At 62.3% G+C, this 20,549-nt stretch carries 23 protein-coding genes; 12 read left to right on the forward strand and 11 right to left on the reverse strand.

All coding sequences use genetic code 11. The annotated features are described in order from the left end of the window. Positions 1 to 240 precede the first annotated feature (240 nt). Positions 241 to 1,224 (forward strand): Bug family tripartite tricarboxylate transporter substrate binding protein, encoded by a 984-nt coding sequence (locus LPB73_RS10405; RefSeq protein WP_231080508.1) that lies wholly within the window; start codon positions 241 to 243, stop codon positions 1,222 to 1,224. Between the two features lie 30 nt (positions 1,225 to 1,254). Next, complete coding sequence (locus LPB73_RS10410) at positions 1,255 to 2,049, forward strand: class II aldolase/adducin family protein (protein ID WP_231080509.1); 795 nt, start codon at positions 1,255 to 1,257, stop codon at positions 2,047 to 2,049. A gap of 133 nt (positions 2,050 to 2,182) precedes the next feature. Here LPB73_RS10410 and LPB73_RS10415 read toward each other — a convergent pair whose 3' ends face one another. From LPB73_RS10415 to LPB73_RS10425, 3 genes are all read right to left on the reverse strand, one after another. Next, positions 2,183 to 2,500, reverse strand: a complete 318-nt coding sequence (locus LPB73_RS10415) for an NIPSNAP family protein (RefSeq protein ID WP_231080510.1) — start codon at positions 2,498 to 2,500, stop codon at positions 2,183 to 2,185. A 33-nt stretch (positions 2,501 to 2,533) separates the two neighbouring features. Then, a complete protein-coding gene (locus LPB73_RS10420) occupies positions 2,534 to 3,508 on the reverse strand; it encodes a Bug family tripartite tricarboxylate transporter substrate binding protein (RefSeq protein WP_089264010.1) in 975 nt (324 codons plus the stop codon). 218 nt (positions 3,509 to 3,726) lie between these two features. Then, the gene (locus tag LPB73_RS10425) at positions 3,727 to 4,626 is read right to left on the reverse strand and encodes a helix-turn-helix domain-containing protein (protein WP_089264011.1); all 900 of its coding nucleotides are present in this window, start codon (positions 4,624 to 4,626) and stop codon (positions 3,727 to 3,729) included. 334 nt (positions 4,627 to 4,960) lie between these two features. On the opposite strand from LPB73_RS10425, the gene LPB73_RS10430 reads away from it, so the two are divergent. Both LPB73_RS10430 and LPB73_RS10435 read left to right on the forward strand, forming a co-directional pair. Continuing rightward, on the forward strand, positions 4,961 to 5,383 hold the full coding sequence (locus LPB73_RS10430) for a group III truncated hemoglobin (RefSeq protein WP_089264012.1): 423 nt from the start codon (positions 4,961 to 4,963) through the stop codon (positions 5,381 to 5,383). Positions 5,384 to 5,467: 84 nt separating this feature from the next. Then, entirely contained in the window at positions 5,468 to 5,689 is a 222-nt protein-coding gene (locus LPB73_RS10435; protein ID WP_093758344.1) for a hypothetical protein, read from the forward strand. Positions 5,690 to 5,783: 94 nt separating this feature from the next. Here LPB73_RS10435 and yghU read toward each other — a convergent pair whose 3' ends face one another. Continuing rightward, positions 5,784 to 6,656: a glutathione-dependent disulfide-bond oxidoreductase gene (gene yghU, locus LPB73_RS10440; RefSeq protein ID WP_231080511.1), complete on the reverse strand. Its 873-nt coding sequence runs from the start codon at positions 6,654 to 6,656 to the stop codon at positions 5,784 to 5,786. Positions 6,657 to 6,853: 197 nt separating this feature from the next. Here yghU and LPB73_RS10445 point away from each other — a divergent pair, with 197 nt between their 5' ends. Beyond that, a complete protein-coding gene (locus tag LPB73_RS10445) occupies positions 6,854 to 8,101 on the forward strand; it encodes an MFS transporter (protein WP_231080512.1) in 1,248 nt (415 codons plus the stop codon). A 20-nt stretch (positions 8,102 to 8,121) separates the two neighbouring features. Here the strand turns inward: LPB73_RS10445 and LPB73_RS10450 are convergent, their stop codons facing one another. Beyond that, a complete protein-coding gene (locus LPB73_RS10450; protein WP_092143724.1) occupies positions 8,122 to 8,526 on the reverse strand; it encodes a GFA family protein in 405 nt (134 codons plus the stop codon). A gap of 96 nt (positions 8,527 to 8,622) precedes the next feature. Then, on the reverse strand, positions 8,623 to 9,510 hold the full coding sequence (gene blaBJP, locus LPB73_RS10455) for a BJP family subclass B3 metallo-beta-lactamase (protein ID WP_231080513.1): 888 nt from the start codon (positions 9,508 to 9,510) through the stop codon (positions 8,623 to 8,625). A gap of 178 nt (positions 9,511 to 9,688) precedes the next feature. On the opposite strand from blaBJP, the gene LPB73_RS10460 reads away from it, so the two are divergent. Further along, the gene (locus LPB73_RS10460) at positions 9,689 to 10,672 is read left to right on the forward strand and encodes a zinc-binding metallopeptidase family protein (protein WP_231080514.1); all 984 of its coding nucleotides are present in this window, start codon (positions 9,689 to 9,691) and stop codon (positions 10,670 to 10,672) included. Positions 10,673 to 10,747: 75 nt separating this feature from the next. Here the strand turns inward: LPB73_RS10460 and LPB73_RS10465 are convergent, their stop codons facing one another. Both LPB73_RS10465 and LPB73_RS10470 read right to left on the reverse strand, forming a co-directional pair. After that, a complete protein-coding gene (locus LPB73_RS10465) occupies positions 10,748 to 11,728 on the reverse strand; it encodes a Bug family tripartite tricarboxylate transporter substrate binding protein (protein WP_231080515.1) in 981 nt (326 codons plus the stop codon). A gap of 842 nt (positions 11,729 to 12,570) precedes the next feature. Next, on the reverse strand, positions 12,571 to 13,320 hold the full coding sequence (locus LPB73_RS10470) for a cation transporter (RefSeq protein ID WP_231080516.1): 750 nt from the start codon (positions 13,318 to 13,320) through the stop codon (positions 12,571 to 12,573). A 61-nt stretch (positions 13,321 to 13,381) separates the two neighbouring features. Here LPB73_RS10470 and LPB73_RS10475 point away from each other — a divergent pair, with 61 nt between their 5' ends. After that, positions 13,382 to 13,774 (forward strand): MerR family transcriptional regulator, encoded by a 393-nt coding sequence (locus tag LPB73_RS10475; RefSeq protein WP_093758351.1) that lies wholly within the window; start codon positions 13,382 to 13,384, stop codon positions 13,772 to 13,774. A 459-nt stretch (positions 13,775 to 14,233) separates the two neighbouring features. On the opposite strand, the gene fabA is transcribed toward LPB73_RS10475, so the two are convergent. Further along, the gene (gene fabA, locus LPB73_RS10485; protein WP_231080517.1) at positions 14,234 to 14,767 is read right to left on the reverse strand and encodes a bifunctional 3-hydroxydecanoyl-ACP dehydratase/trans-2-decenoyl-ACP isomerase; all 534 of its coding nucleotides are present in this window, start codon (positions 14,765 to 14,767) and stop codon (positions 14,234 to 14,236) included. 407 nt (positions 14,768 to 15,174) lie between these two features. Between fabA and LPB73_RS10490 the strand changes: the two genes are divergently transcribed. Next, positions 15,175 to 15,465: a hypothetical protein gene (locus LPB73_RS10490; RefSeq protein WP_231080518.1), complete on the forward strand. Its 291-nt coding sequence runs from the start codon at positions 15,175 to 15,177 to the stop codon at positions 15,463 to 15,465. An 84-nt stretch (positions 15,466 to 15,549) separates the two neighbouring features. Here the strand turns inward: LPB73_RS10490 and LPB73_RS10495 are convergent, their stop codons facing one another. Beyond that, entirely contained in the window at positions 15,550 to 16,881 is a 1,332-nt protein-coding gene (locus LPB73_RS10495) for an aspartate aminotransferase family protein (RefSeq protein ID WP_231080519.1), read from the reverse strand. A gap of 147 nt (positions 16,882 to 17,028) precedes the next feature. Here LPB73_RS10495 and LPB73_RS10500 point away from each other — a divergent pair, with 147 nt between their 5' ends. After that, positions 17,029 to 17,577 (forward strand): cupin domain-containing protein, encoded by a 549-nt coding sequence (locus LPB73_RS10500; protein WP_089264656.1) that lies wholly within the window; start codon positions 17,029 to 17,031, stop codon positions 17,575 to 17,577. 21 nt (positions 17,578 to 17,598) lie between these two features. Here the strand turns inward: LPB73_RS10500 and LPB73_RS10505 are convergent, their stop codons facing one another. Beyond that, complete coding sequence (locus LPB73_RS10505; protein ID WP_120292463.1) at positions 17,599 to 18,225, reverse strand: TetR/AcrR family transcriptional regulator; 627 nt, start codon at positions 18,223 to 18,225, stop codon at positions 17,599 to 17,601. Between the two features lie 236 nt (positions 18,226 to 18,461). Here LPB73_RS10505 and LPB73_RS10510 point away from each other — a divergent pair, with 236 nt between their 5' ends. Genes LPB73_RS10510 through LPB73_RS10520 form a run of 3 tightly spaced genes read left to right on the forward strand, consistent with a single transcriptional unit; the run spans position 18,462 to position 20,530 of the window. Further along, positions 18,462 to 18,740, forward strand: coding sequence for a hypothetical protein (locus LPB73_RS10510; protein WP_231080520.1), 279 nt, complete (start codon positions 18,462 to 18,464; stop codon positions 18,738 to 18,740). A 23-nt stretch (positions 18,741 to 18,763) separates the two neighbouring features. Continuing rightward, positions 18,764 to 19,975 carry a patatin-like phospholipase family protein gene (locus LPB73_RS10515; RefSeq protein ID WP_231081126.1) on the forward strand — a complete coding sequence of 404 codons (1,212 nt, stop codon included), beginning with the start codon at positions 18,764 to 18,766 and terminating at the stop codon, positions 19,973 to 19,975. 54 nt (positions 19,976 to 20,029) lie between these two features. Further along, a complete protein-coding gene (locus LPB73_RS10520; protein ID WP_231080521.1) occupies positions 20,030 to 20,530 on the forward strand; it encodes a hypothetical protein in 501 nt (166 codons plus the stop codon). Positions 20,531 to 20,549: the final 19 nt, after the last annotated feature.

The raw sequence follows: 20,549 nt of genomic DNA on the forward strand, positions 1-20,549 counted from the left end.
TGCATGGAGCAGCCGCTATCGGTCGGCAGGAAGGATCAGGTCGTGATCAACCTGTTTTCGAACGCCACGGTGCATTGATTCACCGAGACGGCCGCGTCCCGTTCGTCGATTGCGCGTCCCGTGTAATCCGATAGCTGGCCGGCTTATTTAGTCGTCGCATCGGCTGGGCTCTTGTTTTAGCCTCTCCCGAAAATGTCGTTCCAGGCGAAAGCCCAATGGACCGGCGCAAAGGGAGAAAACGTGAGCAACAACAAGAAGGGGCGATGGTTTGCCATCGCCGCGATCCTTGCCGCATCGCTGTTCGCCGTAGCGCCAGGGCAGGCGCAGCAATATCCTGAGCGCAACATCACGATGGTCGTGCCATTTCCGCCCGGCGGAACGACCGACATCGTCGCGCGCATCCTCACCGAACAGCTCAGCACCGAACTCGGCAAGCAGGTGGTGATCGAGAATCGCGGCGGCGCCAGCACATCGATCGGTGCGCAAGTCGTGGCCGGTGCCGACAAGGACGGTTACACGCTTCTATTCGCCAGCGCGACGACCTTCACGACCAACCCGCATCTGCTGGCCTCCATCAAATACAAGCTCGAGGACTTTGCGCCGGTCGCGATGGTCGTGAAGGTGCCGTTTGCCTTCGTCGTGAAGAAGGACTTTCCGGCCGCCGACGTCGCGGCGTTTCGTGCCTATGCGCTGGCCAATCCGAGCAAGGTCAACAATGCCACCAACGGACCGGGCAGCACCGTGCACCTCATGGGTGAGATCGTGGCCCGCGGACTCGGTGTGAAGCTGCAGCATGTACACTATCGCGGTGCTGCGCCGGCGATGAACGACCTGCTTGCGGGCATCGTCGACAGCAATGTGGAGGCGCTGACCAATACCGTGCCAAACCACAAGGCGGGCATGTACCGCGCGCTGGCGGTCTTGTCCGAGGAGCGCCTTCCGCCATTGCCTGATGTGCCGACCTTCAAGGAGCTCGGATTTCCCTCGATCGTCGGCGCGACATGGTTCGCAGTCTTCGCGCCCGCGGGTACGCCGCAGCCAGTTCTGGACAGGCTCAGCGCTGCCATCACCCGCATCGTCAAGACGCCGGAATTTGCAAAGAAAATGGAGCCCATCGGCAATCAGCCGTGGCCGATGACGCCGACGGAACTCGAGACCCATGTGAAGAGCGAGCGCGACCGCCTGGGCAAACTCATTCGTGAAGCCAACATCACGGTCGACTGACCGCGTGAACAAGATCAAGGGAGAACATCAATGAATGCAGCCGTCAGCTCACCCGCCGTGAAAGTCGTCCGTTCGGTGCAAGATCAGGTCAGCCCCGAGGAATGGCAGTCGCGCGTCAATCTCGCGGCCTGCTACCGTCTCACGGCGATGTACGGCATGACCGAGATGATCGCCAACCATATCTCCTGCCGCGTGCCGGGAACGGAAGATCAGTTCCTGATCAATCCCTATGGGATGCTCTATGAGGAGATCGATGCGTCGAGCCTCGTCAAGATCGACCTCGACGGCAACACGCTGCTCAACGCGTCCGACTACGCCGTGAATGCCGCGGGCTTTGTGATCCACAGTGCCATCCACATGGCGCGTCACGATGTCGATTGCGTCGCGCATACTCATACGGTGGCCGGCATGGCCGTATCGGCGATGGAATGCGGATTGCTGCCGGTGGCGCAGACCTGCATGCGCTTCCTTCATGTCGCCTATCATGATTTCGAGGGTATCGCCGACAATCCCGAGGAGCGCGAACGGCTGATTGCGCATCTCGGAAATCACGAAGCGATGGTGCTGCGTAATCATGGCCTGCTGGTGGTCGGCGAGACCATCGCCGCGGCTTTCAACGTGCTGTTCCGGATGGAGCGGGCCTGTCAGGTTCAGGTTGCAGCGCTGTCGTGCAACACCAAGCTCATCACGCCGCCGCAGAAGGTCCTGCAGGATACCTATGACCGCATGAAGCCGCGCGATAATGTTCCGGGCCTCAGTGGCGAACTGGCGTGGCCGGCGCTGCTCCGCAAGCTCGACCGGGTCGATCCGTCCTATCGCAACTGAGCTTGCGCTGGCAGGCTCGGCGACTGCCGGGCTCGCAGGCGCGGCATCCACCTGATGAACAGAAGGGATGCGCAGCATCAAGAATGCGGCGTATCATAGGTTCGGCAGTCAGATGCCGCGACTACAGGTCCGCCTACGGCTTGAAGAACGATACCGGCGTCATCAGCTGGTTGTCCTGGCTGATGAGATAGGCGGCCTCGGCGCTGATCTTCAGGTAGTCGGCCCAGGCCGGGTCCTTCTGCAGCGCCTGGCGCTTGGCCTCGCGATCGGCTGCGCTGTCATAAACCCAGATGTGCATGTAGCTGTTGACGTTGCCTGTCTCTGTTTGCATGTAAGCCAGCGGCTTGCCCAAATGGCGGCTCTGGATCTCGTAGCCGTGCTCGGCATATAGCGCCAAGTGTTTCTTGATCGTGCCGGGGCGGCAGGTGTAGGTGCGAACGTCAAGCAGCATGGGGTTTCCTCGAGCGGTGGCGGATCAATAGGGTCATTCGGCGGTGGCGCCGGACTGCGCGACAAGCACGGCCCAGCGCGCCACCTCGTCGTTCACGTATTTCTGGAATGTCGCCCGATCGTCGCCGACGGGGTCGGCGCCGAGCCCTTTGAGCCGCTCCTGGACAGCGGGGTCAGCCACGCTCTGAACAATGGTCTGCGCAAGCTTCTCGACGATAGCGGGGGGCGTGCCGGCCGGTGCGAACAGGCCGAACCACGAGCGCGCGTTCATGCCGGGGAACGGCGTTTCTGAGAAAGCGGGCACGTCGGGCAAGGCGGCGTGACGCGTGCTGCCCGTCACCGCCAGCGCCTTGAGCTTGCCACTCTGCACCAGAGAGAGAACTTCGGGCAGGTTGGCGAACATGATCTGCACTTGGCCGCCGATCATATCGTTGAGCGCCTGCGCGCCGCCCTTGTAAGCGACGTGCGTGATCTTCGCACCAGCCAGTGTGCTGAATTGCTCGCCGGACAGATGGGACGCGGTGCCCACGCCGCCCGATGCATAGTTGACGCTCGCGGCATTGGCCTTGGCGTAAGCGGCGAGTTCGCTCACCGAATTGACCGGCACCGACGGGTGCACCACCAGCAGCAGGGGCACCGACGCCAGGTTTGACAAGGCCGCGAAATCGCGCGTGAGGCTGTAGCTGAGCTTCTGGTAGAGCGATGCATTGATCGCGTGGCTCGATGTGGCCATCAGCAGCGTATAGCCGTCGGGCTCCGAGCGCGCCGCCGCGGCACCGCCGATATTGCCGTTGGCGCCGGCCTTGTTTTCCACCACGATCGACTGGCCGAGCCGTACCGACATGGCTTGCGCCACGGTGCGCGCGATCACGTCGGTGGCACCACCGGCGGCGAACGGCACGATCACGCGCAGGGGACGTTCTGGATAATCGGCCATCGCGCTGACTGAGGTGAGGGCCAATGCTGCGGCCACGACGAGGCTCCGCAACGGGATGATTGCTTTGTGCATTTTGTTTCCTCTGCCTCTTGTTTTTATGTCCTGCCGACGGCGCGCTCCGCAGATGCGGGGCGGTCGTGGCGGTGGGCGTCATGCCATGCCGACCTGCGCATACAAACGCGCAGGTGGCGATGGCAGCGCCCGGTCAGGCGTCCATGCGGGACACTCTATGCAGCCGCGCGGCGACGGCGCTAGGACGGATCAGACGTTGTGTTGGACTTTTTCGCGTGTCAGTCCAGTGGACGGCAATGCTTCCTCCGGAAGTCGCCCGGCGTGAGGCCGGTCTGCTTCTTGAAGAAGCGCGCGAAGTAGGCCGGATCCTCGATATTGAGGCGGAACGCGATCTCGGCGATGCCCGTTTCGGTGTTGCTGAGCCAGCGCTTGGCTTCGAGGACCACGCGCTCCTGCACCACCTGGCTGGCCGTGCGCGCCACAGTGCGCTTGACCGCATCGTTGAGCTGGCGCTCGCTCACGCCAAGCGCCTCGGCGTACTGGCCGATGGTACCGAAGCGCAGGTAGTGCGTTTCCACCAGCATCGCGAAACGGCGCGCGAGCGCCTGGTGTGGACCAACGCCACCGGCGGGCTCGTTGTCGGGGCACACACGGCGCAGGCGCGTGAGCAGGATCAGCAGGCTGGCCCGCACCACATCGGGAAATCCCGGCTGGCGATCGCGTGCCTCACGCTCCATCTCGCAGAGCAGTGGCAGCATGCCGTCATGCTGGGCCTGCGTGAGATAGAGCGCGCTGTTGCCGCGCGCAGGGTGGAAGAACGGAAGTTTCGCGACATCTTCGGCGCGCGGAAACATCCGCGCGAAGAAGTCGGTGCTGAAGTTCAGCACGTAGCCGTGAGGCTTGACCGATGACGTCCAGGCATGGACCTGGCCCGGCGAAAGAAAGAACACTGAGTGGTCGCGCACGTCGAAATGCGCGAAGTCGAGTGTGTGCGTGCCGCTCGCCCGGGTCATCCAGAGCAGATGGTAGTAGTTGTGCCGGTGCAGGAAACCGCGCGGGATGTCGTCGCGGTCCTCCAGTCGTACGAGGTCGAAGTAGAACGAGCCTTCGCCCGCGAAATCCGAGGTTTCAAAGGTCGGAAACTCGCCGGAGCGGGCGGAGAGGAGAGCTTCGGGCAAGTGAAGGTGTCCTTGCGGTTTCGGGGCACGGTTATCAGCGTCATCCTATCGCAAAAAGCCGGAGAGTACCGCGTGTTGGCGAATGCGACACCGGACGGTCTCTCCGAGGAGTTCGGCAGCTCTATAAGAATTCTGGGTGCCGCTCCATCACACCCGGGAAGTTGCGTCGGGGGATGCTCCTGCAGGCGTTTTATGGCGTTCGCTCGGAAGGGGACCTGATGGAACGGACGCAGACGGCGGGTCGTCGCAACTGAGCTTGCGCTGGATCAATTGCAGAACGGATTTCGGGCGATGGCGGTTGCCGAGCTGGCCGCCGTCGCCTACATCAGGGCGCATGACGCAGACCTCCGAAATCGGCTTCACCAGCTTCCAGCCCTCCCTGAATGAAGAAAATATCGCGCTTCTGGTGCAGACCTTTTACGGCCGTGCCCGCGAGGATGATTTGCTGGGGCCGATCTTCAACAGCGCCGTGACCGACTGGGATCATCACATCGCGCAGATCAGCGATTTCTGGTCGTCGATGATGCTGAAGACCGGCCGCTACAATGGCCGGCCTATGCGTCCACATCTCGTGCTGCCGCTGAAGGGCGAACATTTCGATCGCTGGCTTTTGCTGTTCGAACAGACCGCGCGCGAGATATTTCCGGCTGAGGTCACCGAGGCCTTCATGATCCGCGCGCGCCGCATCGCTGACAGTTTCGAGATGGGCGTTGCCTCTGTGCGCGGCGAAATCGCTGCGCCGCGACATAGCGTTTAAGCGGTAGGCACGTGATGCATAGCCGGTCTTGCGAGAGCCCGTGGTTGCGCTAGGCTGCAGCTCCAACAAACCGGGAGTCGGTCCATGAAACGTCTGTCTGTCCTCGTTCTCTTGAGCCTGTTCAGTGCTGCGCCCGCAATGGCGCAATCCTGCAACGCCGTCAGCGGCGACGGCAAGCCGCTCGCGGGCGCTGCCAAGAAGAGCTTCATGAAGAAGTGCTGCGAGGACAACGCCAAGAGCGCCGAGGGCAAGCCACTGGCCGGCGCCGCCAAGACCTCATCGGTTAACAAGTGCATGAAGGGCTGAGGCTGCTGCCTCACGCATCCAGACGTGCAAAAGCCCCGCTCGCGCGGGGCTTTTCGATTCCGGGCTGAAGCGACGTCAACTCGAAGTCTTCGTCTCAGCTCTTCGCTTCGAGCTTGTCCTGAGTCTTCGTGTCGAAGTCGCTGGCGTCATGGCGTTCGCGCAACTGGCCGGCAGGGTCGCCCGAGGTGCGATTGACCATGCGACCGCGCTTCACGGCAGGTCGTGCCGCGATGGTCCTGGTCCAGCGCTGCAGGTTCTTGTAGCTCTGCACATCGAGGAAAGTGCCGGCATCGCCATAGATCGCATTCTCTGCGAGGCCGCCATACCAGGGGAACACCGCCATATCGGCGATCGTATAATCCTTGCCGGCGAGATACTCGTTATCGGCGAGGCGACGGTCCAGCACGTCGAGCTGACGTTTCGTCTCCATGGCGTAGCGGTCGATGGCGTATTCGATCTTGGTCGGCGCATAGGCATAGAAGTGGCCGAAGCCGCCGCCGAGGAAGGGGGCGCTGCCCATCTGCCAGAACAGCCAGGACAGGCACTCGGCGCGTTCCGGGCCGCCGTTTGGAAGGAAGGCGCCGAATTTCTCGGCGAGATGCACCAGGATCGCGCCGGATTCGAACACGCGAAACGGCTTGTCGCCGCTGCGGTCGATCAGGGCTGGAATCTTGGAATTAGGGTTCACATCGACGAAACCCGAACCGAACTGGTTGCCGTCGATCCGGATCAGCCAGGCATCGTATTCCGCGCCTGTATGGCTGGCAGCGAGCAGTTCCTCGAACATGATCGTGACCTTCTGGCCGTTCGGCGTCGCCAGCGAATAGAGCTGGAACGGATGTTTGCCGACCGGGAGCTCCTTCTTATGGGTGGGGCCGGCGATGGGCCGGTTGGTCGAGGCAAATTTGCCGCCGTTTTCCTTGTCCCAGGTCCAGACTTTGGGAGGCGTGTAGGGGGCGTCGGTCATGTCAGGCTGGCTCCGGAAAAGGGGCAGGGTTGATGGTTGCCGGGGACAGGTAGGGATGAATGCAATTGCATGCAAGATGGCGAGGCGTCCTATGCCGGAAGCCGCCTTGTGCCGGGCGAAGACATGCGATGTAACGACTCCGCACCGCCGTCGCTGCCGATGGCGGGATTCTCCTGCTTGCGAAGATTCCCCTCCCGATGAGCGACACCCCAACGCAGGCCGTCGGCGCATCGCCCACCAAACGATCCTTCGCGGCGCTGCATCACCCGGGATTCCGCGCCCAGTTCATCACCTATGTGCTGGCCATGATGGCCGACAATATCGAGCATGTGATCAGCTACTGGGTGGTGTTTCAGAAATTCCAGTCACCTGCGCTCGGCGGGTTTGCCATCGTCTCGCACTGGCTGCCGTTCCTGCTGTTCTCGGTCACGTCTGGCGCGCTGGCGGAGCGGTTCGACCCGCGGCGCGTGATCCAGTGCGGCATGGTGCTGTTCATTCTGGCATCGCTGGGCTGGGGCTATTTCTTCATCACTGACACACTGCAGATGTGGCAGGCGATGGTGCTGCTGGTGATTCATGGCTGTGCTGGCGTGCTGTGGCAGACACCGAACCAGATGCTGCTCTACGACGTCGTCGGTTCCGCCGACTTGCCGAGCGCGGTGCGTCTGAACGCGATGGCGCGCTATCTCGGCGTCATGGTCGGGCCTGCGGTCGGCGGCGTGATCCTGCTCGCGCTGGGCCCGGCCTATGGCATCATGCTCAACACCATTTTCTATCTGCCGCTGGTGCTGTGGCTGATCAAGGCGCCCTATGGTCCACGTTTTCGCACCGGCGCGCCCGCGCCTCAGCGCGCCGTGCGTGGCTTCGCGGACATCGTCCAGACCATGCGCGACGTTCGCCACCGGCCGGTGATCGTCTCCATGATCGCGCTGGCCGGCGCGGCATCGTTCTTCGTCGGCAACGCCTATAGTTCACAGATGCCGGGCTTTGCCAGTGATCTCGGCCATGGCGATCCCGGCATGTCCTACAGCATGCTGCTGGCGGCTGACGCAGCCGGTGGCCTGCTTGCCGGCCTGGCGCTGGAGGGCAGGCAATTGCTGGCGCCGAAGCCGCGTACGGCGATCATTCTGGCGCTGCTCTGGTGCGGTGCGTTGGCGATCTTCGCGCTGACCGGTCACTACGCCATTGCGCTGGTGTTCCTGTTTGCGGCGGGATTCCTCGAATTGTCGTTCAACGCCATGGCACAGAGCCTTGTGCAGCTCGATGCACCCCTGGACAAGCGCGGCCGCGTCATCGGTCTGTTCAATATGGCGAGCCTGGGCTTGCGCGCCTTCAGCGGCATCTCAGTCGGCGTCGTCGGCAGCATGATCGGGATCCACTGGTCGCTGGCGCTGTCGGCGCTGGCGACCATGATTGTTGCTGGAGGCCTGCTGGCGCTGCCCTAGCGAGGAAAAACCTCGGCGTCCTACCAGTCGACCAGCCGGTCGTCGCCGCCGAACGCAGCCGGCATGGCCGCGTAATGTGGCAGGCCGTCGCGGACTGGAGCGATCGCCTCGCTGCAATTGATATGCAGGCTCGGCTTGAACGCGTCCCCGAGCAGATAGCCGTTGATGCTGCGCATGCCGATCCCGTCGAGCTCGATAATCAGCCGCGTGGCACACTTTGCGCAGCTGAGGCGCGGGGTCGTCTTCAGTGCGAACGACGTCGTGTCGCCTTGTACGACTTCAACGCCGTCAGCCGGATAGACGGCCTCGGCCACATAGGCCGCGCCGTGGACGGTTTGGCAGTCGGCGCAGTGGCACCAGAAATGGGCGATGGGGTCGGCTGAAATCCTGAGCTTCACGGCGTTGCAGGGGCAGGCGAGTTCCATGGGCGCACCTCATCTGATGCGCAAAACTACCAGCCGACCGCAATCGCCGACAACTGCCGCGGCTTGCGACAAATCGCTCGCCGCGGCTGGCAGTCGCTATTTGCCGCTTTGCAGCGCAGCCGTTTGCTTGGCGAGCTGCTTGTCGAAATCCTGTTCGAGTGTTGCAGCGTAAGCGGCAAGCTCGCCTTGTTTCACGAACGGATTCGGCGCGCCGTCCTTCATCGCCGCGCGCTTGGCCTGCATGCCATAGACTTCCGGATGCGGTCCGAGCAGCACGTCGATTTTCATGGCCTTGGCCTTGGCATAGGTCGACCGATAATCGTCGACGATGCCGGCATGGGTTGGATTGCCGACAAGCCGGTTCAGCGCCACGGTGCCGCTGCAGAAGAACAGGACCTCACGGTTCTCGCTGCCGTCCTTCACGGTCATTTCCCAGCTCGTGCAGCCCGGCGAATGGCCGGGCGTTGCATGCGCTGTCAGCGTGGTGCCGCCGAGCGTGACCTTATCGCCTTCGGTGACGGTGCGATCCACCTTGACCGGCGGGAAACCGATATCGGTGTTCTTTTCATCGCCCGGATAGGTGCCGCTTTCGAGCAACGGCTTGTCCCGTAGGCCTGCGATCAGTTGCGCGCCGGTGTCCTTCTTGATCTCCGCAAAACCGCCAGTGTGATCGAAATGGGCATGGCTGTTGAGGATGATCTTGATATCGGCTTCCTTGAAACCGAGCTTTGCGATGTGCTCCTTGATCATGCTCGTCGATTGCGGGACGCCCGTGTCCATCAGGATCAGCCCGTCCGACGTCTTGATGAGATAGACCGCGATGCCATCGGTGCCGACGTAATAGATGTTGTCGATCAATTGAAAAGGCTCGAAGGGGGCGGTCCACTTGACCATGACCTGCGCCAGAAAATCCTTGACGGTCTGCGCTTGCGCGCTACCTGCAAATAGCGTCAGAGCGCAGACGGCACCTGCGAGCGTCTTCATGATGGCCTCCCGGTTTGATTTTTATTGGTTCTTTTGAACGCCGGGATTGAAGCGCGATTTGGGCAGATCTCTCAAGCGCCATTCCTGCATGCCGGCATCGCGCATGACAGGCACGGCCGGGCGGCGAATGTTGCGAGCGCGTTGAACCATCCCGGCCGTTTTGGGTTAGACTTCATCCATGAAACAACTGATCTGCCCCAATTGCCAGACACGCGTCTTCTTCGAGCAGAGCGATTGCGTGCAATGCGGCGAGGCGCTGATCTTCGACACCGCGCAGTCCAATGTCGTCAGTGCCGCGTTGGCCATATCCTGTGCCAATCGCGATCTGATCGCCTGCAACTGGGCCACGGATGACAGCGATCCGTTCTGTCCGTCCTGCCGGCTTACGCGCACGATTCCCAATCTGGTATCCGATCGCAATGTCGCGCTCTGGAAGCGGGTTGAACAGGCCAAGCGGCGTCTGACCTACGACCTGATGCGGCTCAGACTGCCCCTTGCCGTTTCGAGCGGCGCGCATATCGCGTTCGACATTCTCTCGGATGAGACCGCCGGACATCCGATCATGACCGGGCATTTGTCAGGGCTGATCACGATGAACCTCTCGGAAGCTGACGATGCCGAGCGCGAGGCGCGCCGCGCCGCGTTTCGCGAGCCGTATCGAACGCTGCTCGGGCATTTCCGCCACGAGGTCGGGCATTTTTACTGGGAAGCGCTGGTCGATCAGTCGCAGCTCATCGGTCCGTTCCGGATGATCTTCGGCGATGAAACGCGCGACTATGGCGAGGCACTCGCGGCCTATCACAATCGCGCCGATCGCTCGTGGAATAGCGACGCCTTCATCAGCGAATATGCGACATCGCATCCGTGGGAAGACTGGGCCGAGACCTTTGCGCATTTCCTGCACATCGTCTCGACGCTGGACACCGCGTCTTCGCTGCCGCTGTCACTGGACGAACGATCGCGCCATACGCTGGACGATCCCTATCTCGAGCGTGACTTCGAAGCGCTGCTGTCGTTGTGGGATGCTGTGTCCTACAGCATGAACGAACTCAATCGTTCGATGGGCATGAGCGACGCCTATCCGTTTCATCTCACACAGGCGGTGAGGGGAAAGCTGCATTTCGTGCATCTGGCGATTCTGAAAACGCGCAGCGAAGGGTGAGGGCGGCTCTGTCATTCCGGGAGCGCGCCGGTCTGCTTCGCAGATCAGCACGCCCCGGAATGACGAGTTATGTACTTACTGCTCCATCTTGATCCCGGCGTCCGTAATCACCTTCTTCCAGCGTGCGATTTCGTCGGTGACGAAGGCGCGGAATTCATCCGGGGTGGTGCCCATGGGGACGATGCCCTGATCGTCGAGCTTCTTCTTCAGGTCGGGATCGGTGAGCGCCTTCTTTGCCTCCGCGGCTACGCGATCGACGATCTCCTTCGGTGTGCCTGCGGGCGCGATGATGCCGGACCAGGTGCCGGAGACGAAATCCGGCACGCCGGCTTCCGCCATGGTCGGCACGTCGCCGGCCGCCGGGACGCGCTCCTTGGCGGCGACGGCGAGCGCCTTGGCATTGCCGGACTTCACCTGCGACATCAGCGGGCCGATGACGTCGAACATCACATTGATCTGGCCGCCGACCGTATCCTGCAGCGCGCCGGACGTGCCCTTGTAGGGAATGTGCTGCAGATTGATGCCTTCGCGGCTCTTCAGCATTTCCATGGTCAGATGCGCCGCCGAGCCGATGCCTGACGAGGCGAAGTTCAGCGAGCCGGGTTTCGCCTTGGCGAGTGCGATGAACTCCTTCATGTCCTTGGCAGGCAGTGACGGCGTCGCGATCAAAATCAGCGGCGCGACCGAAGTCAGCGACACGTAAGTGAAGTCCTTCATCGCATCATAGGGCAGCTTCGGATTGAGCGTCGGATTCACCGAATGCGCTGCGATCACGGTGCCGAAGGTGTAGCCGTCGGGGGCTGCCTTGGCGACGGCGTCGGTGCCGATGGCGGCATTCGCGCCCGGCTTGTTCTCGATGACGATCGGCTGGCCCAGCGCCGCCGACATCTTTTCGGAAACGAGGCGCGCCATCAGATCGGTATAGCCACCCGGCGTATAGGGCACGACCATGCGGATCGGCCGGTTCGGCCAGCTCTGCGCAAAGGCAGTCTCGGCGCTGCCGGCGCAGGCGGCCATCACGGCGATCACGCTCGCGGCGCGGACGAAGCTCTTCATCATTTCATTTCCTCGACTGCCGGCGCGCTCCAAGGCGGCGGGAGCGCCGTAGCGCCTGCCTCGGATCGCAGACCGTTCTTCTTGTTGTCTGCCCGTTCTGCGCCGCGACGGATGTCGCGGGATGCAGAGTCCCGCATGCAGGCTACCGCATCGCACGGTAACGGGGAAAGTAGACGAAAGGCCGCTAACGTCTGCTGCCGCAGCGTGGAATTTGTCGATGTGAGGCGCGGATGCATGTGACCAGGATGCTTGTGACCAAGGAGCATGTGACCTCCCGTGATGACGTTGTTGATTACTGTGATGCAGGTGAGGGACGAGCGTGCGCCGTTCTTGCCCGCGCCTGAGCGCGTGAGTGGCAGTCCCGATGGTCTCCCTCGCAAATGAGGGAGATGAAGCGCCGAAAGGCGCGACTTGGGTACAGTGCCGCAGCGTAGTGTCCGGATCGCCGGACAGCAGAGGCCGCGGAAACGCCTTTCGACGCTCCACCGTGGCGATTTCTGTCCCCGGGACCGTTCTTCCGGGCAAAGGCGCAGAGCTCCGCACTCCGCTGATCCCGACGGTTTCCCGCCGTTCACCAATGCCACGTCCAGCCAGAATGAGTGGCAGACCCCCGTAGTGGGGCCGGACGGTGACCCAAGGCCTCCCGAGTGCGTGAGGAAACGTCTTCCTCCCGCCCGCAGGCGCCACATCCCGCCCCGCGCCAGTCGGCGTCCCGGTAACGCTCCCTCAAGTGGAGCGGGATGGATGGGAATATATACTGGAATGGATTGGCGTCAAGGATTATTTTCAGAATTGTCGCCGCGGGGCGAGGATGCCGGCGATGAAGAGATGGCATGTCAGACTCAGGAACGCCCTGAAACACCGGCGCGCGCGGGCTGTTCGGAATATTCAGCCCAGGCCTGACGGAGTATCTGCACCGAGGAGGAGAGAAAGATGAAGGCCATCACGGCGGCCACCGCCAGATCCGGCCACGCACTCGACGAGCCCCAGACTCCCAGGGCTGCGAACATGACAATGACATTGCCAATGGCGTCGTTGCGGGAACACAGCCAGACAGAGCGCACATTGGCATCGCCGTCCTTGTAACGCATCAGCAGCAGCACCGAGGCGAGGTTGGCTGCCAGCGCCAGGAAGCCGATCGCGCCCATGACCTCGGCACTTGGAACGCCCAGGATAAGCGTGTGGTAGACGGTCGAACCGAACACCCATAGAGCCATGACGCTGAGCGAAAGGCCCTTGAACAAAGCCGCCGTTGCCCGCGTCCTGATGCCGGTGCCGATGACCGCGAGGCTCAGCCCGTAAGTGACGGTATCGCCGAGGAAGTCGAGCGCATCCGCTTTCAGCGCCTGCGATCCCGCGATTTGTCCCGCGATCATCTCGACAAGAAACATGATGCCGTTGATGGCAATGACCGTCCACAGCACGCGCTTGTAGCGGGGATCGACGCCGTCGAAGACCGGAACGCCGCCGGAGCAACCACATGCCTCGGTCTCGCAGGCCGCCGGGGAGACAGGCTTCGCGTTCGCCTTCGAAAAATCGATGGGCGGCGGCTCGCAGCAGGTGTCGGTGGTGCAACAGGTCTTGTCGGACATCGGCTTCCTCTCAATGTGAGACAAGCGTACAATCTCTAGCGACTAGAGGTTCAAGGGAAAAATGGATTACGCAATCGGAGAAGCGTCGCGTCTGACGGGCATCAAGGTGCCGACGATCCGTTACTACGAGGGGATTGGCCTTCTGGCCGCGCCCACGAGGACGGAGGGAAAGCAGCGCCGCTATCGGCCGGAGGATGTCGCCCGCCTGAATTTCATCCGGCACGCCCGCGAGCTCGGTTTCGAGATCGCCGATATCGCCGAATTGCTGACCCTGAGCGAGGGACCCGATCAGTCTTGCGCAGAGGTCGATCGGATCACGCGCCGGCACTTGTCGGACGTCGAGCGCCGGATCGCGCAACTCACCGCGTTACGCGGAGAATTGAAGCGCATGGTGGAAGAGTGCAGTCATGGCAGGGTCAGTGACTGCCGGGTGATCGAGACGCTGTCCGGATGACACGAAGCCCGGCGGTTGCTCGTCGCGTCCGAGGTCTCGTCCTCGTGAAGATGTGATGACCGATATGCGGCGATCATCTGGGTGCGCCGGGCGCGGGAAACCAGGGAGCGCAAGGCGAGGGGCTGCTGGGTCAGCCTCAGGGCGCGAAGCTCGACCCGCACGGGGCCTATCTGCAAGGCTTGATCGACGCCGACCGCGACATCACGCTGGCCGAAATGCAGGCGAGCTGCCTGAGGAGCGCGGCGTGAAGGCCGCCATCGGCACGCTCTGGAAGTTCCTCGACCGGCGTGGCCTGACCATCAAAAAAAGACCGCGCTCGCGTCGAGTTTGGTCCCCCCGAATTCGACGACCAATTTCGAGAGCGCATAGGATGGCAGGAGCGAAGCGGCGCCATCACTGTCGCGTGACGCGCCGTGATGAATTTCGCGAAGGGCTCAACCCGTCCTACGCTTGCTCAGCTCAGTCCGCGGGCGTCACCAGACTAACGCGCATATCCTTCGCGACGTAGACACATGTGTCATCGGCAAGCACGCGGCCATTCGCAATTCCGAGAGTCAGTTTGCCGCGTCTCACCTGACGCATATCCACCTCATAGCGCACGCGTTTGATTTCTGGCGTGACATGCCCGCTGAGCGTCACCTCGCCAACGCCGATGGCTCGCCCTTTGCCTGGCGAGCCCGACCAGCCAAGCCAATAGCCGATCATCTGCCACATGGCGTCTAGACCGAGAGATGCTGGCATCACCGGGTCGCCGAGGGCATGGCACGTGAAGAACCAAAGGCTCGGGGTGATGTCCAGCTGGCCGACGATCTGGCCCTTGCCGAATTCGCCGCCATTCAGGGTGATTTCTGTGATCCGATCCATCATCAGCATCGGCGGTGCGGGCAACTGTGCATTGCCCGGACCGAAATAGCCGCCCTCGCTCGACCTGAGCAGATCATCCTTTGTGTAGGATGTTTGCGGTGTGTGAAACGCATGCGGCGGGCTGGGCAAGACGACAAGACCTCATGGTGGACGCTCGGCAGTTGGCCGGTAGGCAACCTCGCTGAAGTTGTATGGTGTTGTGTATGCATGCTTTGGTCAAGGTGCGAGATGCCGCGCACCTGTTCGGGTATGGGCGACCGGAGCCGTAGTTCAGAGTAGCCTTGCAAAGCTCCCGGATTTCGCAACGGCTCTATCCGGGCCACGCCGGGTCAGCTTCTCCTATGTAGCTTGCCCGTCCTCATGAAGATGTGATGACCGATATCGGGCGACTCTTCGCGACGTGATCGGTTGCGAGCTTTGTTGTTCGCGGCATCAGACCGGATGGTCACAGTTGATCGCTAAAATGGCGCGCGACGTCGACGCGTCGGCGCACTCCGACCTTGGTGCGTGCGCATCCTCAAGCCAATGAGCCCGCGATGCCGATCCAATTCCGCAAGACCTCAATTAGATCTCGCAAGCGAACACTGGGACTGGCCGCCTTCGGCCTGATCGTGGACGCGATCGTCAGCCATCCCCGCGTCGACGTGCCAGCGATGGTGAATGTCGCGATGATGTCGCGTTTTGCCATAGCGCCTGTCATGGCGTCGCTCGGCGGTCTCTCATGGACGACCAGCGCAGGTTCGAGCGACACCGTTGCGCCGACGCCGGTGATGAGCGTGGATCATGTGACACGGATGTGCGCGCGGGCGCATGGCAGCGCAAGCTGATCGACAGCCGGATCTCTTGAACAACAAGGCCCGGATGAAGCAGGCGCTTCCTCCGGGCCATGTGGGATCAGACGAGGTGTCGGCTCAGGCGACGCGCTTGATGGCGTCGCTCAGGATCGAAACGATTTCGTCGATCTGGTTCTTCTCGACGATCAAGGGCGGCGACATCGCGAAGGCGTCGCCGCTCTGGCGCAGATAGAGGCCGCGGTTGAAGCAGTCGACCATGACGTCATAGCCGCGCGCAGCCGGTGCATCCTTGCGGGGGGCAAGTTCGACGGCGCCCATCAGGCCGCAATTGCGGATGTCGATGACATTGGGCAGGTCCTTGAGCGCGTGCAGGCTATCGCGCCAGTAGTCGGACAGCGAGGCACCGCGCGTCAGCAGTCCTTCGCTCTTGTAGATGTCCAGCGTCGCGATGCCCGCGGCGCAGGCGACCGGATGCGCCGAATAGGTGTAGCCATGGAACAGCTCGATCTGGCTTTCCGGTCCGGTCATCAGCCCGTCATAGATCTTGCGGCTGGCGAACACGGCGCCGCAGGGCACGGTGCCGTTGGTGATGCCTTTCGCGGTGGTCATCAGGTCCGGCGTCACGCCGAAATAATTTGCGGCGAACGGCGTGCCGAGACGGCCGAAACCGGTGATGACTTCGTCGAAGATCAACAGGATGCCGTGCTTGGTGCAGAGCTCGCGCAGACGCTGCAGGTAGCCCTTCGGCGGCGGCAGCACGCCGGTCGAACCGGGCACCGGCTCGACGATGACGGCGGCAATGGTGTCGGCGCCATGCAGCGCGACCAGACGCTCGACGTCGTCGGCGAGTTCGGCGCCGTGCTCCGGGAGGTCCTTGGAGAATGCGTTGCGTGCGAGATCGTGGGTGTGGCGGATGTGGTCGGTGCCGGGCAGTTGGGCGGACGAGAAGGCCCGGCGGTTATTGACCATGCCGCCGACCGAGGTGCCGCCGAAGCCGACGCCGTGATAGCCGCGCTCCCTGCCGATCAGGCGCGTGCGCGAGGCCTGGCCGTTGGCGCGATGATAGGCCAGCGCGATCTTCAGCGCGGTATCGCCCGACTCCGAACCGGAATTGGTGAAGAAGATGCGGTCGAGGCCGGCGGGTGCGATCTCGGCCAGACGATTGGCGAATTCGAAGGCGAGCGGATGGCCCATCTGGAATGCGGGGGCGAAGTCGAGGGTGGTGAGCTGCTTCTCAACGGCACTGGCGATCTCGCGGCGGCCGTGGCCGGCATTGGTGCACCAGAGGCCAGCCGATCCGTCGATCACCTTGCGGCCGTCTTCGGTGGTGTAATACATGCCCTGCGCAGACGCGAACATGCGCGGCGCCGCCTTGAACTGGCGGTTGGCCGTGAACGGCATCCAGAACGACTCGAGTTGTAGCGTGTTCGGAATCTGATGAACGGTCACGGCGCGGCTCCCTTGGCTGATTCAGCATCTGGATCATGTTCGCCCGAATGCAACAAGTCCTTTTCTCGATCTGATTAACCTGTTGATTTTATTGAATAGGCCGGGTCATATTTGTTCGATCCGAAACACTCGCAACAGGGATTTGGCGTGACCATCGATCTAGGCGAACGGCTGCGCTTCGTGCGCGGGCGTCACAAGCTGTCGCAGCGTGAACTGGCCAAGCGCGCGGGCGTGACCAATTCGACGATCTCGCTGATCGAGTCCAACCAGATGAACCCGTCGGTCGGCGCGCTCAAGCGTATTCTCGATGGCATTCCGATGGGGCTCGCCGACTTCTTCGCCATCGAGCCGGACCGGCCGCGCAAGGCATTCTACCGCTCGGATGAGCTGACCGAAATCGGCAAGACGCCAATCTCCTATCGTCAGGTTGGCGATAATTTGTTTGGCCGCAGCCTGCAGATCCTGAAGGAGCGCTACGAGCCGGGCAGCGACACCGGACGGGTGCCGCTGGTGCATGACGGCGAGGAGGGCGGCATTGTGGTGTCGGGCCGGCTGGAAGTGACCGTCGACGAGGAGCGCCGCATCCTCGATCCCGGCGACGCCTATTATTTCGAAAGCCGCCGTCCGCATCGCTTTCGCTGCGTCGGCGCGAAACCCTGCGAAGTGATCAGTGCGTGCACGCCGCCGACGTTTTGAGGACCTAAGCTCACGCCCGGGCTAACGTGACGTATCGATTCCTCGCATCAGCAGGTCGATACTGGCATCGGTGAAGACCGCGACGTCGATCTGCCTTCGCGTTCCAAACAACAGTGACCACACGGTCAACAGCAGCGCCGGGCTCATCACGATTTCGGTGAATGTGCTTGCCTGCGACGGGCGGAATTCACCAGCCGCGACTCCCGCCTCGATCACCATCCGGAACTGGTCGATAACCGGCCGCATGAACTCGTCATAGTGCCGGTCCACGAGGTCGGGGAAGCGGGAGCCGTCGGCGATCAGGAAGCGGAGTGTTTCGCGGAAAGGTCTGTCCTCGGCAATCTTGCGATACACGAAGACCATGAGCGCACGCAGGCGTGCGTTGTATGATCCTTCCAGTGTCCCGGCATAGCTTTCCAGTTCGGGAAAGAACGCCTGGGACTTGTATCGGATCATCTCGTCGAACACGCGCTCCTTGGTTTCGAAATAGAAATAGATCGTGCCCTTGGTGACGGACGCGCGGGCGGCGACATCCTCCAGCCGGGTCGCCGCATAGCCGTTTTTGGCGAATTCCTCGAAGGCCGCGTCGAGGATCTCGATCGGTCGTTCCGCTTTTCGTCGGGCGCGCTTCTTCAGCTCAGCATTCATGGGGGCAGGATAATCGATCCCTTGCAGGGGTGCTATTGACTTTTGAGTCAGTCAATAATAGTGAGTGATTGCTCACTTAACACGCGCGGTCAAATGCATAGTGCTTTCAAAATGATGTCTCCGTTGCCAGCCGATGTGGCCGGCACTGCAGATCGGCGACGCAAGCTGATCGAAACCGTGGCCACAGCGAAAGCGAAACTGATTGCCCATCAGGCGCCCGACCGGGCGAGGGCTGCATGATGAATGCGGATAGTGACGCATCGCCGCCGCGACTGTTCCGTGGTGCCCGTGTCCGGATGAGCGTTCTCGGTCGTGAGCGGCATCCCAAATACGGCGATCGCCAGGGAGTCATCGTGGGCCGCGGCTCGCCGAGCAGTTGGCGGGTCAAGTTCGACGAGCGCACGACCGTCCAGGCGATCCACCGGGACTACCTCGAACTCGTCGCTCAACCCGCGGCGGCATCCCTTCAGGTCGCCCAGCGACGCGGTTCTATGGACGGGGCGTCGAACCCGTGAGCGCTCTCCTGACCGAACATGTCATGCGTGGCTATCGTTGGCGGCCGTCGGTTTCGTTGCTTGTCGCTGCGGCGCTGAGCCTTCTGGTCGCCGGATGTTCGTCACTGCCACGGACGCCGCATAGCGCCGCGGATGCATCCAGTGCGCGCGTCCTCGATCTTACGGACCTGCGCCGTTATGCGGACGAACCGGCCTCGACATTCCGAAGCGGTCAGAACCAGGTCGCGTTGCGGGGGCCTCGAACCTATCTGGCGCTGTCGGGAGGCGGGGCGGACGGCGCCTATGGCGCCGGCGTGCTCAACGGCTGGACCGAGGCGGGGACGCGCCCGTCGTTCTCGATGGTCTCCGGTGTGAGCACCGGCGCACTGATCGCGCCCTTCGCGTTTCTCGGTCCCGACTATGACGCGACCTTGCGTGACGTCTACACCAGCGGCGTCGCCGCGAGCTTGCTCGATGCACCCAATCCGTTCAATGCGATCTTTGGTTCGGGCCTGTTCGGCAATACGCGGCTGCGCGAGCTGGTGGCGAAGTATATCGACGAGACCTTCGTCGCGGCTGTCGCAGCCGAACACGCGAAGGGGCGGATGCTGTTCGTCGTCACGACCAACCTGGACTCCCAGCGGACCGCCATCTGGGACATGGGACGGATCGCTTCGCTGCGTACGCCCGAAGCACTGAACCTGTTCCGGGATGTTGTCGCGGCTTCGGCGAGTCTGCCCGTGGTGTTTCCGCCGATGCTGGTGACCGCGGAGGCGAACGGCAAGCGCTTCGAGGAGATGCATGTCGATGGCGGCGTCACCGCGCCTGTCCTGACATTGCCGGAGGCCTTCCTGCTGCGCGACGCCACATTCGCCAAAGCAGAGAAGCTGCAACTCTACGTCCTGATCAACAACAAGATCGAACGGGAATTTCAGGTCATTCCCAATTCCACCATCGAAATCGCTGCGCGGGCGTCATCGACTGTGACGAAGATTCAGACACGGTCCATCCTTTACAACACCTATGCCTTCGCCCGCCGCAACAAGTTCGGATTCAATCTGACCTATATCGAGGGCGATCGACCGCCATCGCCGATGTCCGGCTTCGACACCGCCTATATGCGCGCGCTGTTCCAGTACGGTTATGAGAGGGCGCGGGGCAACCGTCTCTGGTCGAAATCGCCGCCCTCCGACGATCAGGATTCCGTGGCGGCGTCACACACAGCAATCACGCGGCAAGTCGCAAGCGGCAACTGATGCGCGATGCGACGTTCAAACCCGGCACATGCGTGCTGAAACAGGAGTGACCTCATGAGACTTTCTATGCTTCGCAAGATCGTTTCGCCCCGCCGGCTTGCGCTGGTGTCGATCCTGCTCGTCGCCGCCTCAGGTTCGGCGGCGGCGCAGTCGCTGCCGTTCACAGGCCTTACCGGATCCTGGGCAGGCGCAGGAGCAATCTCGCTGTCCGACGGATCCAAGGAGCGGCTTCGCTGCAAGGCGACATACCAGGTCAGCAATGGCGAAAGGCGGCTCCTGCAGAGCTTGCGTTGCGCGAGCGACAGCTACCGCTTCGATCTCAACAGCGACGTGGTCAGCCAGGATGGGACCATCGCCGGCACATGGAGCGAAACCAGTCGCGGAATCAGCGGAAGCATCGCGGGCAGGGAGTCCGGCGGCCTCATCTCGGCCGTCATCGATGCGCCGGGCTTCTCGGCCAGCCTGTCGCTCTCGACGCGCGGCAACAAGCAGTCTTTCTCGATATCGTCCGAAGGCGACATCCGGAACGTCACCATCAACATGAGCAGAAACTGATCGGGGATCGCGTCGCAGC

Origin of the sequence: Tardiphaga sp. 37S4 (assembly GCF_021044645.1) — a bacterium.
Taxonomy (GTDB): domain Bacteria; phylum Pseudomonadota; class Alphaproteobacteria; order Rhizobiales; family Xanthobacteraceae; genus Tardiphaga; species Tardiphaga robiniae.

What these genes read in the sequence shown, in the direction of transcription:
- LPB73_RS10410 (WP_231080509.1), top strand. Translation starts at nt 1,255, where the DNA reads ATGAATGCAGCCGTCAGCTCACCCGCCGTGAAAGTCGTCCGTTCGGTG.
- LPB73_RS10415 (WP_231080510.1), bottom strand. Translation starts at nt 2,500, where the DNA reads ATGCTGCTTGACGTTCGCACCTACACCTGCCGCCCCGGCACGATCAAG.
- LPB73_RS10420 (WP_089264010.1), bottom strand. Translation starts at nt 3,508, where the DNA reads ATGCACAAAGCAATCATCCCGTTGCGGAGCCTCGTCGTGGCCGCAGCA.
- LPB73_RS10430 (WP_089264012.1), top strand. Translation starts at nt 4,961, where the DNA reads ATGACGCAGACCTCCGAAATCGGCTTCACCAGCTTCCAGCCCTCCCTG.
- LPB73_RS10435 (WP_093758344.1), top strand. Translation starts at nt 5,468, where the DNA reads ATGAAACGTCTGTCTGTCCTCGTTCTCTTGAGCCTGTTCAGTGCTGCG.
- yghU (WP_231080511.1), bottom strand. Translation starts at nt 6,656, where the DNA reads ATGACCGACGCCCCCTACACGCCTCCCAAAGTCTGGACCTGGGACAAG.
- LPB73_RS10445 (WP_231080512.1), top strand. Translation starts at nt 6,854, where the DNA reads ATGAGCGACACCCCAACGCAGGCCGTCGGCGCATCGCCCACCAAACGA.
- LPB73_RS10450 (WP_092143724.1), bottom strand. Translation starts at nt 8,526, where the DNA reads ATGGAACTCGCCTGCCCCTGCAACGCCGTGAAGCTCAGGATTTCAGCC.
- blaBJP (WP_231080513.1), bottom strand. Translation starts at nt 9,510, where the DNA reads ATGAAGACGCTCGCAGGTGCCGTCTGCGCTCTGACGCTATTTGCAGGT.
- LPB73_RS10460 (WP_231080514.1), top strand. Translation starts at nt 9,689, where the DNA reads ATGAAACAACTGATCTGCCCCAATTGCCAGACACGCGTCTTCTTCGAG.
- LPB73_RS10465 (WP_231080515.1), bottom strand. Translation starts at nt 11,728, where the DNA reads ATGAAGAGCTTCGTCCGCGCCGCGAGCGTGATCGCCGTGATGGCCGCC.
- LPB73_RS10470 (WP_231080516.1), bottom strand. Translation starts at nt 13,320, where the DNA reads ATGTCCGACAAGACCTGTTGCACCACCGACACCTGCTGCGAGCCGCCG.
- LPB73_RS10475 (WP_093758351.1), top strand. Translation starts at nt 13,382, where the DNA reads ATGGATTACGCAATCGGAGAAGCGTCGCGTCTGACGGGCATCAAGGTG.
- LPB73_RS10490 (WP_231080518.1), top strand. Translation starts at nt 15,175, where the DNA reads ATGCCGATCCAATTCCGCAAGACCTCAATTAGATCTCGCAAGCGAACA.
- LPB73_RS10505 (WP_120292463.1), bottom strand. Translation starts at nt 18,225, where the DNA reads ATGAATGCTGAGCTGAAGAAGCGCGCCCGACGAAAAGCGGAACGACCG.
- LPB73_RS10510 (WP_231080520.1), top strand. Translation starts at nt 18,462, where the DNA reads ATGATGAATGCGGATAGTGACGCATCGCCGCCGCGACTGTTCCGTGGT.
- LPB73_RS10515 (WP_231081126.1), top strand. Translation starts at nt 18,764, where the DNA reads ATGCGTGGCTATCGTTGGCGGCCGTCGGTTTCGTTGCTTGTCGCTGCG.
- LPB73_RS10520 (WP_231080521.1), top strand. Translation starts at nt 20,030, where the DNA reads ATGAGACTTTCTATGCTTCGCAAGATCGTTTCGCCCCGCCGGCTTGCG.